This window comes from Rhodococcus xishaensis (assembly GCF_004011825.1).
Taxonomy (GTDB): Bacteria; Actinomycetota; Actinomycetes; order Mycobacteriales; family Mycobacteriaceae; genus Prescottella; species Prescottella xishaensis.
This window is the reverse complement of the sequence record NZ_RKLO01000005.1, coordinates 41,209-52,904: the sequence shown is the minus strand read 5'-3', so window position 1 is coordinate 52,904 and position 11,696 is coordinate 41,209. Positions and strand designations below refer to the sequence as shown.

At 67.1% G+C, this 11,696-nt stretch carries 15 protein-coding genes; 4 read left to right on the top strand and 11 right to left on the bottom strand.

Features of this window, described 5'->3' with window-relative positions; genetic code table 11:
* Nucleotides 1–87 precede the first annotated feature (87 nt).
* On the top strand, nucleotides 88–1,278 hold the full coding sequence (gene tuf, locus EGT50_RS12425) for an elongation factor Tu (RefSeq protein ID WP_127947797.1): 1,191 nt from the start codon (nucleotides 88–90) through the stop codon (nucleotides 1,276–1,278).
* Between the two features lie 60 nt (nucleotides 1,279–1,338).
* Here the strand turns inward: tuf and EGT50_RS12420 are convergent, their stop codons facing one another.
* On the bottom strand, nucleotides 1,339–2,214 hold the full coding sequence (locus EGT50_RS12420; protein WP_127954987.1) for a LysR family transcriptional regulator: 876 nt from the start codon (nucleotides 2,212–2,214) through the stop codon (nucleotides 1,339–1,341).
* Nucleotides 2,215–2,331: 117 nt separating this feature from the next.
* On the opposite strand from EGT50_RS12420, the gene EGT50_RS12415 reads away from it, so the two are divergent.
* Nucleotides 2,332–2,724 (top strand): YybH family protein, encoded by a 393-nt coding sequence (locus EGT50_RS12415; protein WP_127954986.1) that lies wholly within the window; start codon nucleotides 2,332–2,334, stop codon nucleotides 2,722–2,724.
* A 54-nt stretch (nucleotides 2,725–2,778) separates the two neighbouring features.
* On the opposite strand, the gene EGT50_RS12410 is transcribed toward EGT50_RS12415, so the two are convergent.
* From EGT50_RS12410 to EGT50_RS12390, 5 genes are read right to left on the bottom strand one after another with little or no spacing between them, the layout of a single operon-like run.
* Nucleotides 2,779–3,408, bottom strand: coding sequence for an Asp23/Gls24 family envelope stress response protein (locus EGT50_RS12410; protein WP_127954985.1), 630 nt, complete (start codon nucleotides 3,406–3,408; stop codon nucleotides 2,779–2,781).
* Nucleotides 3,405–4,373 carry a DUF6286 domain-containing Asp23/Gls24 family envelope stress response protein gene (locus tag EGT50_RS12405; RefSeq protein WP_127954984.1) on the bottom strand — a complete coding sequence of 323 codons (969 nt, stop codon included), beginning with the start codon at nucleotides 4,371–4,373 and terminating at the stop codon, nucleotides 3,405–3,407. The genes EGT50_RS12410 and EGT50_RS12405 overlap by 4 nt, the downstream gene beginning before the upstream one ends.
* Nucleotides 4,366–4,545 (bottom strand): DUF2273 domain-containing protein, encoded by a 180-nt coding sequence (locus EGT50_RS12400; RefSeq protein ID WP_127954983.1) that lies wholly within the window; start codon nucleotides 4,543–4,545, stop codon nucleotides 4,366–4,368. Before EGT50_RS12400 ends, EGT50_RS12405 begins: the two co-directional genes overlap by 8 nt.
* Nucleotides 4,542–4,835 carry an Asp23/Gls24 family envelope stress response protein gene (locus tag EGT50_RS12395; protein ID WP_408014641.1) on the bottom strand — a complete coding sequence of 98 codons (294 nt, stop codon included), beginning with the start codon at nucleotides 4,833–4,835 and terminating at the stop codon, nucleotides 4,542–4,544. Before EGT50_RS12395 ends, EGT50_RS12400 begins: the two co-directional genes overlap by 4 nt.
* Before the next feature lie 8 nt (nucleotides 4,836–4,843).
* A complete protein-coding gene (locus EGT50_RS12390; RefSeq protein WP_127954981.1) occupies nucleotides 4,844–5,317 on the bottom strand; it encodes an Asp23/Gls24 family envelope stress response protein in 474 nt (157 codons plus the stop codon).
* 206 nt (nucleotides 5,318–5,523) lie between these two features.
* Between EGT50_RS12390 and EGT50_RS12385 the strand changes: the two genes are divergently transcribed.
* Nucleotides 5,524–6,738: an NAD(P)/FAD-dependent oxidoreductase gene (locus tag EGT50_RS12385; RefSeq protein WP_206615815.1), complete on the top strand. Its 1,215-nt coding sequence runs from the start codon at nucleotides 5,524–5,526 to the stop codon at nucleotides 6,736–6,738.
* Between the two features lie 46 nt (nucleotides 6,739–6,784).
* Nucleotides 6,785–7,549: a glutamate racemase gene (locus EGT50_RS12380; RefSeq protein ID WP_127954980.1), complete on the top strand. Its 765-nt coding sequence runs from the start codon at nucleotides 6,785–6,787 to the stop codon at nucleotides 7,547–7,549.
* Between the two features lie 18 nt (nucleotides 7,550–7,567).
* Here EGT50_RS12380 and EGT50_RS12375 read toward each other — a convergent pair whose 3' ends face one another.
* The 5 genes from EGT50_RS12375 to mftR form a co-directional block, all read right to left on the bottom strand.
* Nucleotides 7,568–8,176 (bottom strand): TetR/AcrR family transcriptional regulator, encoded by a 609-nt coding sequence (locus EGT50_RS12375; RefSeq protein ID WP_127954979.1) that lies wholly within the window; start codon nucleotides 8,174–8,176, stop codon nucleotides 7,568–7,570.
* A gap of 77 nt (nucleotides 8,177–8,253) precedes the next feature.
* Nucleotides 8,254–8,616, bottom strand: a complete 363-nt coding sequence (locus EGT50_RS12370; RefSeq protein ID WP_127954978.1) for an SPW repeat domain-containing protein — start codon at nucleotides 8,614–8,616, stop codon at nucleotides 8,254–8,256.
* A 263-nt stretch (nucleotides 8,617–8,879) separates the two neighbouring features.
* On the bottom strand, nucleotides 8,880–9,935 hold the full coding sequence (locus EGT50_RS12365) for a ferredoxin--NADP reductase (protein WP_127954977.1): 1,056 nt from the start codon (nucleotides 9,933–9,935) through the stop codon (nucleotides 8,880–8,882).
* 186 nt (nucleotides 9,936–10,121) lie between these two features.
* Nucleotides 10,122–10,925, bottom strand: coding sequence for a mycofactocin oligosaccharide methyltransferase MftM (gene mftM / locus EGT50_RS12360; protein WP_127954976.1), 804 nt, complete (start codon nucleotides 10,923–10,925; stop codon nucleotides 10,122–10,124).
* Nucleotides 10,915–11,556, bottom strand: a complete 642-nt coding sequence (gene mftR / locus EGT50_RS12355; RefSeq protein ID WP_127954975.1) for a mycofactocin system transcriptional regulator — start codon at nucleotides 11,554–11,556, stop codon at nucleotides 10,915–10,917. The genes mftM and mftR overlap by 11 nt, the downstream gene beginning before the upstream one ends.
* Nucleotides 11,557–11,696 lie beyond the last annotated feature (140 nt).

The following is an 11,696-nucleotide window of genomic DNA, read 5'->3' as shown; positions in this document are numbered from 1 at the left end:
CGGTTTTCGTCGGCCGCAGCACGACCAACGTAATAACAACCGCACTGCTGCATACCGCAAGCACAATCAGTCCAGGAGGACATTCCAGTGGCGAAGGCGAAGTTCGAGCGGACCAAGCCGCACGTGAACATCGGCACCATCGGTCACGTCGACCATGGCAAGACCACCACCACCGCGGCCATCACCAAGGTGCTCGCCGACAAGTACCCGGATCTCAACGAGAGCTTCGCGTTCGACCAGATCGACAAGGCTCCCGAGGAGAAGGCTCGCGGCATCACGATCAACATCGCGCACGTCGAGTACCAGACGGACAAGCGTCACTACGCTCACGTCGACGCTCCCGGTCACGCCGACTACATCAAGAACATGATCACCGGCGCCGCTCAGATGGACGGCGCGATCCTGGTCGTGGCCGCCACCGACGGCCCGATGCCGCAGACGCGTGAGCACGTCCTGCTCGCTCGTCAGGTCGGCGTTCCCTACATCCTCGTTGCCCTGAACAAGGCCGACATGGTCGATGACGAGGAAATCCTCGAGCTCGTCGAGATGGAGGTCCGCGAGCTGCTGGCCAACCAGGAGTTTGACGAGAACGCTCCGGTCATCCCGATCTCGGCCCTGAAGGCGCTCGAGGGCGACCCGAAGTGGGTCAAGTCCGTCGAGGACTTGATGGCGGCTGTCGACGAGTCGATCCCGGACCCGGTCCGCGAGACGGACAAGCCGTTCCTGATGCCGATCGAGGACGTCTTCACGATCACCGGTCGTGGCACCGTCGTCACCGGTCGCGTCGAGCGCGGTGTGATCAACGTCAACGAGGAAGTCGAGATCGTCGGCATCCGCACGGACACCACCAAGACCACGGTTACCGGCATCGAGATGTTCCGTAAGCTGCTCGACTCGGGTCAGGCCGGTGACAACGTCGGTCTGCTGGTTCGTGGCATCAAGCGCGAGGACGTCGAGCGCGGCCAGGTTGTGGTCAAGCCCGGCACCACCACTCCGCACACCGAGTTCGAGGGCCAGGCCTACATCCTGTCCAAGGACGAGGGCGGCCGCCACACGCCGTTCTTCAACAACTACCGTCCGCAGTTCTACTTCCGTACGACTGACGTGACGGGTGTTGTGACCCTGCCCGAGGGCACCGAGATGGTCATGCCCGGTGACAACACCGAGATGTCCGTCGTGCTGATCCAGCCGGTCGCCATGGACGAGGGCCTGCGCTTCGCGATCCGTGAGGGTGGCCGCACCGTCGGTGCCGGTCGCGTCACCAAGATCATCAAGTGAGCTAGCTCTCGCTGACGCCAATGGCGCTCGCTCCTTCGGGAGTGGGCGCCATTCGGCGTTTCAGGGCATGAATGCGCGTCGAGCGTGATCGAGAAGTTCTCGCAGGGCCGGAGAGGTTGCCGGCTTCCAGACGAGCGCTAGGACCGCCTCGAGATCGGCGTCCACGATGGGGATCGGCTCGAGGTCCGGGTATGACGCTGCCATCGATTCGCTCAGGATCGCCACCCCGAGTCCGCGTCGCACGAGATCCGCGACCGCGTCGGGTGCGCTGGCCTGCATCGCGACAGTCGCGGTGACGTTCTGCGCCGCACAGTTCCGGTCCAGGACGCTGCGGACGCCCGTGCCCGTGGACAGGCAGATCAACGGCTGGCTACACAGCTCGGACAGTCGCAAGGCCGCGGACGCGGTCAGTGGATGACGCGACGGGACGAGCGAGACGAGCCGTTCGGACACGATCGTCAAGGACGCGAGATCGGCCGGTGGACGCTCCGCCACCCCGACGAGGGCTAGGTCGAGCGTGCCCGCCCGGACACGGTCGACGAGCCGGTCGGAGTTGTCCTCGACGAGATCGGTGGCGATTCCGGGGTGCGCTCGGCGGCAAGCCGCCAGGGCGTCGAACAACGGCGTCACGGTGCATGCCGTGACCATTCCGACCGCGAGCCGACCGCGCACCAACTGGTTGACGTCGTCCACGGCGTCACGCACTCCGGCCGCGGCGGCCAGCGTCGCGCGAGCGTGAGGCAATGCGGCTTTCCCCGCCGCCGTGAGCGTCGCGACCCTGGTCGAGCGGTCGAACAACGCTGCACCCAGTTCGCTTTCGAGCTGCCGGATCTGCGCGCTGATGCCGGGTTGGCTGATGTGCACGCGGTTTGCGGCCCGAGTGAAGTTGGCTTCCTCGGCGACGGCCACGAAGTACTCGAGGTGACGCAGTTCCATGAGCCTTGAGTCTATAAGAATTTCTTCTAGTTTCGAGAAAAACTATCTGTTGGACTTCTCTTTCGCTTGCCTCGATGCTGGAGTGACCGATTCCGGTTCACGAGAGGAAGACCATTCATGTCGAAGAGCGAGTTCGAGAAGGCCCGGTTCGAGAAGGCTAAGACCCCGGAGGAGATCACCCGGTTGTTCGTCGAGCGGTCCAACGCCGGGGACGCGGACGGTGTCGCCGCGCTGTACGAGGAGGACGCCGTCATGGCATACCCGCCGGGGTCGGTCACGGTCGGTCGGGCCGCGATCCGGGAGTTGTGGGCGCGGGTCCTCGATGACGGCCCGCGCTTCGAGCCCGAGCCGCCGCTCCCGACGCTCGTCAGCGGCGACCTCGCGTTGACGTCGACACCACCGCGGGACGGCGCCGGAGCCCGTGCCCAAGTAGTCCGGAGGCAGCCTGACGGCAGCTGGCTTCGGGTGCTGGACCAACCCGAGTTCCTACGTCCCGAAGGCTCTCGCTAGTGCTCGACGGCGCGCAGTCCGGGGGCGGCGACACTCGCGGTCTGCGCTGACATTTCACGTACTCGGTCGGTCTGCTCCGCCCGGCGCGGCGGACGGTCGTTCGGGCTCGGGGGCGGGTGGGTGGTCGGCGCGGTCGAGGTGCAGCAGCACGCGAACCGCCACATCGGTCACGCCGGGGCCGCCAAGGGCGGACGTCGTCGCGGCTGCGACCTCCTCCGAGGTGCGGATGAGGGAGTCCGTGTCGCTGTGTGGGTCAGCGTCCAAGGTCACCTGGATCGTCGCGAGACCTCGGTCCGAGAACGCCCGCCCGCGGGCCTGCCGCACTCCGGGCAGTCGGCCGAGTTCGGCGGCGACACCGGTGGCGATGGGACCGAGGTCGATCGCAACGGCGGTTCCGGTGGTCGTCTCGTGCAGTGTGCTCGGTGCCGCTCGTCGTCGCACGAGGTCGACCAGCAGCACTACGGTCCCGAGCACGAAACAGGCGGCGATCGTGGCGCCGAGAGCCCAGTTCCACCACCGCTGGTCCGGGATCGCCGTGACCCAGTCCGGATCGATGTGGGCGGCCGCATCGTGGACCGCCTGGACGTCGCGATCCCACGCGAGTGCGACGCCCCCGGCAGCGGCCAGCAGCAAACCGACGGCGAGTACGAGTATGCGATTCAGGGCCGCCGTCCCGCGCTTCACGTCGGGCCCTTCTTGTGGCGAATCTTCACGCGTAGCTTCAGTTTTCGGTCGAGAAGCGCCAGAGCGTCTTCGACGGTGGTCTCGACGGATGTTCCGAGATCATCGATCGGGGCACCGGGCTGCGCGGTCACGTGGACCGTGGCGCGCCGGCGGTCGACCGTCGTGTGCACGTCGGCCACCCCCGCGACGGCGCCGGCGCGGGTGCTGCACAGCCGGGCAACATCGACCGGGCGAAGCCACACCGTCGGCGTATCGCTGTCGGCACGCACCGGCACGTGGGTGCGGGCGCGGGGCGACAGCGCCAGTAGCACGAGGAGGATGCCGAGTGCCAGCGCGGCGAGCGCGACGATAACGAGCCAGTGGTTCCAGTGCTGTCGGCCCGCCCACTCGAAGGTGTTGCGGAGCCACGGGGCACCCGGCAGCGTTCCCCGGGAGATGAGAAGTTCTCTGGCCGCGACCACGCCGAGAGCGAGCAAACCGAGTGCGATCGAGACAGCGGCGGGGACAGCCGCCGGAGCCGCCGTCGGTTGTCGCGGCGCGTTGACGGTATCGGCCTGTGTGGGGGTCGGGTACTCGACGGCGGCGTCGTCGTCCGTGGTCTCCGCGTCGGTGCCGGCGACGAAGACGCCGAGTTGATGCAGTGGCATACCGGTCAGGTTCTCGACCTGGTCGCCGACCTTGCGGTGAACCCGCCGGGTCAGTTCAGCAACGTCACACGGCCACTGCACGCCGAGATACAGGTTGATGGCCACCGAGTGGCTTCCCGTCGAGACGTCGGCGCGGGGGAGGTCGCGGCCGGTGATTCGGATGAGCCCGCCGCGCTGCAACACGACGCCCGGAACCTCGAGCGCCGCCGTTGTCGCGATCCTCGCGATCGCACGGTCCTTGAGGATCAGCCGTCCCCGTGTGTCCGGTTCGTGGAAGTTGTCGGACGGATGGGTAGCGGTGGCGGCGGTGTCAGCCACGGCCGCGGGACCGGAGGAGGGCGCCGAGGTCGAGGTGGCCGTCGCGGTGGGCGCCGATCGCCATGCCGACCGCCCCGAGGAGGACGGCGAAGACGAAACCGCTGAAACCGCCGAGGATCCCGGCGAGCGCGAGGAGCAGTCCTGCAATCAGTCCCATGGTCGTGCTGGTCATAGTTCTGGTCCTGTCTCGTCGGTGAGGTCCTCGATAGTGACGTCCACCGGGACGCCCACGATTGCGTGGACGGCGGCGCGGACACGTTCGGCGGTCTCGAAGAGGTCGGCCGGGTACCGGAGGGTCACGTGCACGGCACAGCTGTCCGCGTTGATCTGGACACCGGTGACCCGCCGTCCGGGAAGATAGGTGGCGATCGTGCCGAACTCGCCCCCGTGCAGGCCCGCCACCCCCGGCACGGCCAGAACCGCCTCGGCGGCACGCTCCGCCGCCGAGATCGGCGCAGTCACGGGTTCGGTCACTGCACTCGGGGCTTGGTGTCGGTGTCGGTTTCGCCTTGGCCGAGGAGCACGACGTCGAAGACGGTGATGTTCACCTCGGTCACCTCGAGGCCGGTCATGTTCTCCACAGCAGCGATCACGTTGCGCCGGATTCCGGCCGCGAGTTCGTGCAGGGCCACGCCGTACTCGGCGACGATGCCGATGTCGATCGCGGTCTGCTTCTCGCCGACCTCCACCGCGACACCCTGACCGTGGTTGACCCGGGCCCCGGGAATGCGGTCGCGTAAGGCGCCGACGACGCGTGCGGTGCCACCACCGATGTCGTAGACGCCGCTGATCTCCCGGGTGGCGATGCCGGCGATCTTCGCGACCACAGCGTCCGCGATGATCGTCTTGCCTTGCGCGTCGATCAGGTCGTGGGATGCGCTCGTTCCGAATCGGATCCGTTCGCCTTGGGTTCTCATCCGGCCGTTACCCGGATCAGTGGTCATCATCGCTCCTCTTCCGGTGCCGTTCCGTGCCGGCGCCGGTTCCGCTTCAACTCTAGTGAATCGGGTGCTTCGTCGCGCTTTGCCCACCCCCCGCCCCGGCCGGTATCCGCCAGCAGGTGGGTTTGGTAGAACATGTTCTAGCTGTGGCGTGGCTCGCGAGAGTGCGTCTGGTGAAGTATCGAACTTGGTGACGGAGGGTGTGCAGGATGACCAGTAGCGAGAAGGTCGGCGGTCCGGTCGTGATCGTCGGGGCCGGTCTGGCCGCCGTCCGGGCCGCGGAGGAGCTGCGTCAGTCGGGTTACAGCGGTGAACTCGTCATCGTCGGCGGCGAGCCGCACCTGCCTTACGACCGCCCGCCGCTGTCGAAGGAGGTCGTCCGTGGGGAGAGCGACGACACCACGCTGCGGCCACGAGAGTTCTACGACGAGCGCCGCATCGACCTGCGCCTCGGGGTGGCCGCGACCGGCATCGACCGCGGTGGGCAGGTGCTGTTTCTCGCCGATGGCAGCGAGATCGCCTACGCCGACTTGATCATCGCGACCGGGCTGCGCCCACGTCGCATCCCTGGGCTGCCGGATCTGAGCGGGGTGCACGTGCTGCGGTCGGTCGACGAGAGTCGCGCGCTGCGCGCCGACCTGCGCGGCGGTGCCCGCGCGCTGGTCGTCGGCGCAGGCTTCGTCGGTTGCGAACTCGCGGCCAGCATGCGTTCGCTGGGCCTCGACGTCGTGCTCGTCGAGCCGCAGCCGGCGCCGCTCGCGGCGGTGCTGGGGGCGAAGGTCGGAGCCTTGGTCGGGCGCATGCACACCGAGGAGGGGGTCGACGTTCGCGTCGGGGTCGGACTGACTGCCCTCACCGGGGAGGGACGGGTGAGCGGCGCGGTGCTGTCCGACGCCACCCAACTGGAGGTCGATGTCGTGGCCATCGGTATCGGTTCGGTGCCGGTCACCGGGTGGCTCGAGGGGTCGGGTATCGACCTCGGCAGCGATCCCGGCGACGGCGTCCTCTGTGACGAGGTGGGCCGCACCAACGACCCCCACGTGTGGGCCGTCGGTGACGTCGCGGCCTGGCGGCACGAATCCGGTGGGCACAAGCGCATCGAGCACTGGAGCAACGCCGGCGATCAGGCGAAGATCCTCGCAGGAGCGCTGACCGGAACGAGCGATCCGAACGCGCCGACGCAGGTTCCGTACTTCTGGAGCGACCAGTACGGCCTGAAGATCCAGGCCCTGGGAACCGTCTCGGCCGACGATGACGTACACGTGATCAAGGACGACGGGCGCAAGTTCGTCGCCTACTACTCGCGTGGCGGGGCGCTTACCGCGGTCGTAGGACTGGGTTCGGCAGGTGCGGTGATGAAGATGCGCGCGAAGATCGCGGCGGGCACTCCGGTCGCGGAATTGCTCGAATCGGCACCCGCCTGAACCTGCCTGCCAGACCTGGCGCGAGCCGACCGGCTAAATTTGTCGGGTGATCGTAGCGCTCATCGACTCGGGTCTCGGACTGCTCCCGACATCTGCGTGGTTACGCCGGTTGCGCCCCGATCTCGATCTGATGCTCTCGCTCGACCCCGACGGAGCGCCGTGGGGTCCGCGTGACGAACAGTGGGTGATCGACAGGGTCGTCGGCAGTGCCCGCCTGGCCGTCGATAGTGGTGCCGGAGTCGTGGTCCTGCCCTGCAACACTGCCAGCGTCACGGCACTCGACCACGTTCGCGCCGAGTTGGGACCGGAGGTTCCCGTGATCGGCACCGTCCCGGCGATCAAGCCGGCGGCGGCGATGTGCGACTCAGTCGCGATCTGGGCCACGGCGGCGACGACCGCGAGTGCGTACCAGGCGAAACTGGTCGAGCAGTTCGCCAACGGCAGTTCGGTCGTCGGGGTGGCATGCCACGGTCTTGCTGACGCGATCGACCGCGGGGACCTCGACGGGGCACGTGAGGCGATCGCGTCCGCGGCCGACCGCACACCCGTCGACGTCACCGGCATCGTGCTGGGGTGCACCCACTACCCGCTGGTGGCCGACGAGATCGTGACCCAATTGCGCGACGACGTCGTGTTGTTCGACAGCGCCGAGGCCGTCGCGGCCCAGACTCTGCGGCGCATCGACGCGCTGGGTCGAGACTCGACCGGGAACGGCACGGTCGAGGTCATCCTCAGCGGGAGTCGGGGTGTGCTGCCAGCCAGCGCCGCGAGCTTCGACGCCGGACGGCTGCTGCTCACGTCTACGCGTTGAATCTGCCGCTGATGGCTGTCAACCCAGCTGGACCATCCCGGCAGCCACCACCTGTGCGACCGTGCGCAGTTCATCGCGTTGGAGGCGGGGGATGTCGTCGAGGTCGCGCATACGGTCGGCGCCGGCGGCCGAGAACATCGCCGCCACCCACGCGTTGGCGCACGCGCGCAGAGTCCCTGGTTGGACCGGTGACACCGCGCTGGCCTGGAGGATCCACATGGTCGCATCGCGCAGGTACGAGCGAAATCGCCGTAGGTAGTCGCGGACGTCGGGGTGGGTCTCGGCTTCACGCCAGATGATCACGCGCATCACCGACGAGTGGTTGTCGCGCAGATTGAGCGCGTCATCGAGGTTTACCAGGCTGCTCGCCGGATCGCCGGGTGCGATGAGGGGGGAGAGGTCGTCGAGTGGTTCGGTGGGAAGACGTTCGGCAAGCAATGCCGTGAGGATGTCGGTCTTGGTGGGGAAGTAGTAGAAGATCAGGCCCTTGGGAACTCCCGCCGCCTCCGCGACCGCAGCGGTGGACGTGGCGTCGAAGCCGCGGGCGGCAATCAGTGTTTCAGCCGCATCGAGGATCGCCTCGCGCGCATCCCCGTCAATCTTGGCGCTACGCCTGCGATGGTGCATGGGTGCGCTCCTCCTCCAGTCGGACGTCGGTGGGGCGAGCGCGCGTGCGCCCGTCCCACCGACGTATCAGGTTCCGGTCAGTGCGCGGCGACTCCTCCACGTCCGTGCATACGGGCGCTCATCGCCGGCATTCCGGCAATGGCGACCAGCACCATGAGTACGCCGACGACCCAAGCCGTCCATGCCGTTGCGGTCGTGGTGTGAAAGTCCATGACCCACGGCGAGACGAACATCAGGACGCCGAACACGCCTATCGCGTAGTCCGCCGTTGCCATTGCAGGCCGGGCCATGCGGGCCAGGCCGACGAGGGCGACGAGTACACCCAGCACGATCAGCGACCACCGGGCGCCGACACTGGTGTCGAGCCACAGCGGCGAGAGTGCTGCGAAGGCGCCGATGACTACGGCCGCGTAGTCCTGCCAACGAGTTGATGCCTTCATGACCCGCCTCCTCAGGGATAAGGATTTTGCCCTCGACCTCAGTCTCATGCTGACTGACCGCCCGATCAATACTGTCCGTATTGCACTACGGTCACGGGTTCGTGCAGTTCAGGCCACAGATTCCACGTCGACTGTCACAGCTCTTCCTGAACGAATGTGGGTGACCTCCGGTTGGCGCTCCCGGATGAATGCTCCCGGACGCCAAGAAGGGCCCGACCCCACCGGACGGCGGAGTCGGGCCCGTTCTGCGCGGGAACCGAGCGTCAGAACTCGATCTTGAGATGGTCGCTGACCGGCTTGGCCTGGCAGCCCAAGATGTAACCGTTGTCGATGTCTTCCTGATCCAGGACGCCTGCGTGGTCCATCTCGACCTTGCCCTCGAGGACGGTGCAAGCGCACGAGCCGCACTCGCCTTCCTGGCAGGAGTAGGGCACGTCCAGGCCCTTGGACAGCATGACGTCGACGAGCGTCTGCTTGCGCGGCCAGCTCAGGTTGTGTGTCTCGCCGTCCAGCTCGACCTCGACGGTCGCGGCGTCGGCCGCCTCCTCGTCGGTGATCTCCTCGGGGTCGACGTCCTTGAAGGGATCGCCGGCGAGCGAGTTGAAGATCTCGGCGTGGACCCGAGTGCGCGGCATGCCCGCCTGCGCCAGTGCTTCGTGGACGGTGTCCATGAACGGGCCGGGGCCGCACATGAACGCCTCGCTGGACGCGAACGGCGCCGCGAGCGTCGCGATCTGAGCAGCCGTGGGCAGGCCCTGGATCGACTCGACCCAGTGGACGATCGTCAGGCGGTCGGCATACTTCGCGGCCAGCTCGCGCAGCTCGGCGGCGAAGATCACCGAGTTCTCGTCGCGGTTGGCGTAGAAGAGGACGACTCTGCCCTTGCCCTCGGTCAGCGCCGCCTTGAGGATCGACATGACCGGAGTGATGCCACTGCCGGCGCCGAGGAGCAGGAAGTCGTGGTCGAGCGACTTGGGAGTGAAGACGCCGGACGGGGGAAGGACCTCTATCTGGTCGCCCACCGAGATGTTGTCGCAGAGCCAGTTGGAGCCGTAGCCGTCAGCGGTCCGCTTGATCGTCACCTTGGGAGCGTCGTCGGTGAACGGCGAGCTCGCGAGGGAGTAGCAGCGGGCCACGGAGCCGGTCAGGTCGCTGGGGATCCGCAGCGTCAGGAACTGGCCGGGCTTGTAGTGGAACTTGCTCTTCATGTCCGCGGGGACGTCGAAGACCAGCGACCGCGCGTCGGGTGTCTCCTCGATCACCCCGGACACGGTGAGCACCGCGGATCGAGAGCTGTGCGGCACTTCGATAGTGGTCATGCGAACGCGGGTCCTCTCGTGGATCAATCATGATTCTAGAACATGTTCTAGTTTCAGGGTAGCAGCGGAGCGGCGCAACCGAGGATCGTAGTTCTCCGATCCAGCTCCTGCTGACTGGAACGTTCCCGGGAGCGTACAGAGCAGTGGAGAGGGCGGGGTAGTCCAGAGGTCGGGACAGTCGAGAGGTCAGGCCTCGAGGACGAGCCAACCGCCGTGATGGTCGAAAACCTCGAACGGTTGCCCGGTCGATGCGCCGAGCGCGTGCAGCGCACGTGCATCGAAAGTGCGCACATGTCCGTGGCAGGCCGAGGCAACGTCCTCATACGGCACCGCGACGACGACCCGCTCGCGGGCGATCCGCAGCGCCTCGGCGAGCACCGCCGCCCCCGCCGCCTGGTCGACGTGCTCGAGGAGGTGCACTGCGGTCACGGTGTCGGCGAAGTCGTCGGGCACCGGTACGTCCGCGGCATCGCACACGAGTGTCTCGATCTCGAAGCCCAGGGTGGGAGCCACCGCGTCGAGCAACGTCATGGTGCCGGGCAGGATGTCGGTTGCAGTGACCGCGACGCCCGCGCCGGCGAGTCGCAGCGGCAGGAAACCGAAGCATGAGCCCAGGTCGAGGACGCTGCCGCGCACGAGTTCGGCTGCCTTGTCGTGAATCGGGGCGAAGTCCGCGGTGCCGTCCAGGAGTTCGGCGAGCGAGTTGCGGTAGTAGACCGTCCACGACTCCAGCGCGTCCGGCACCGTCGAGCGGACGAGCCCGACCATCGTGAGCTCGAACTCGGTCTGACCGAACCCGGCGCCACCGATCGACGCGGTCACCTCCGCCACCAGCCGTTCGCTCAGTGATTCCGGCCCGAGCGAGTGACGTACGTGCAGGAGGCCGCCCGTGTCGGTGAGGGTGATGGGCCCGCTCGGGACGCGCTCTACGGTTACGTGCTCGTGCGACCATCGGCCGGGCGCACAGGGCGCGAGGGAATCAAGAGTCATGGTGGGCGTCCCCGTTCAGCAGTGGTTCGTTCAGGTCGGACAGACTTGTGTAGAGGAGACGACTGCCCTTCGTGAGCAGGTCGATCAGGTCGGTGGAATTGTCGGTCAGCCACGTTTCGTAGGCAGCCAGCGCGACGCCCAGCAGCAGATAGCCGACGGTGCGTGGCAGTTGGTCGGTGGGCTCGACTCCGAGTCGGCGTGCGACGTATTCGGCGACCACGTTGCGCCAGCCTTCGTACATCACCACCGAGTAGGCCTGCAAGGACGGCACCACGAAGATCAGCCGCATGCGTTCGCGGTGCCCCGTAGCTACCTCGGGCGGGAAGGTGTTGAACGCCAGCAGCGCCGACACCAGGCCGTCGAGCAGGGGTATGTCGTCCGGCAGGTCGGAGAGCATGAGGCGCATCTCCGACAGGTGCGCGTCGAAGTCGCCCCAAGGAACCGCGTTCTTCGACGGGAAGTACCGGAAGAACGTTCGACGTGCGATTCCTGCGGCCTCCGCGATGTCGTCGACGCTGGTGTCGTCGAATCCTCGGGCGGCGAACAGGTCGAGACCCACCGCGGCGATACGTTCGCGGGTGGTCGTCGGCCTCCGTCCGATCTTCGACGACGAGTTCCTACGGGTTTGCAACCTCTGTGACCTCCTTCACTGGTTATTGTGCACTCGATGCCATTACAGTGGTGAGTCGAGTCACAGTGAACACGTCACTGTGGCCGCAGACTCCGATCGGAGTCTGTCGGAAGGCCCGTCTTCGGGGTCTGATGTGAAGA

Bases quoted from the DNA above. Each gene is read 5' to 3' on its own strand.
- EGT50_RS12370 (WP_127954978.1), bottom strand. From the start codon at position 8,616: ATGAAGGCATCAACTCGTTGGCAGGACTACGCGGCCGTAGTCATCGGC.
- EGT50_RS12365 (WP_127954977.1), bottom strand. From the start codon at position 9,935: ATGACCACTATCGAAGTGCCGCACAGCTCTCGATCCGCGGTGCTCACC.
- EGT50_RS12390 (WP_127954981.1), bottom strand. From the start codon at position 5,317: ATGACCACTGATCCGGGTAACGGCCGGATGAGAACCCAAGGCGAACGG.
- EGT50_RS12420 (WP_127954987.1), bottom strand. From the start codon at position 2,214: ATGGAACTGCGTCACCTCGAGTACTTCGTGGCCGTCGCCGAGGAAGCC.
- EGT50_RS12385 (WP_206615815.1), top strand. From the start codon at position 5,524: ATGACCAGTAGCGAGAAGGTCGGCGGTCCGGTCGTGATCGTCGGGGCC.
- EGT50_RS12400 (WP_127954983.1), bottom strand. From the start codon at position 4,545: ATGACCAGCACGACCATGGGACTGATTGCAGGACTGCTCCTCGCGCTC.
- mftM (WP_127954976.1), bottom strand. From the start codon at position 10,925: ATGACTCTTGATTCCCTCGCGCCCTGTGCGCCCGGCCGATGGTCGCAC.
- EGT50_RS12415 (WP_127954986.1), top strand. From the start codon at position 2,332: ATGTCGAAGAGCGAGTTCGAGAAGGCCCGGTTCGAGAAGGCTAAGACC.
- EGT50_RS12375 (WP_127954979.1), bottom strand. From the start codon at position 8,176: ATGCACCATCGCAGGCGTAGCGCCAAGATTGACGGGGATGCGCGCGAG.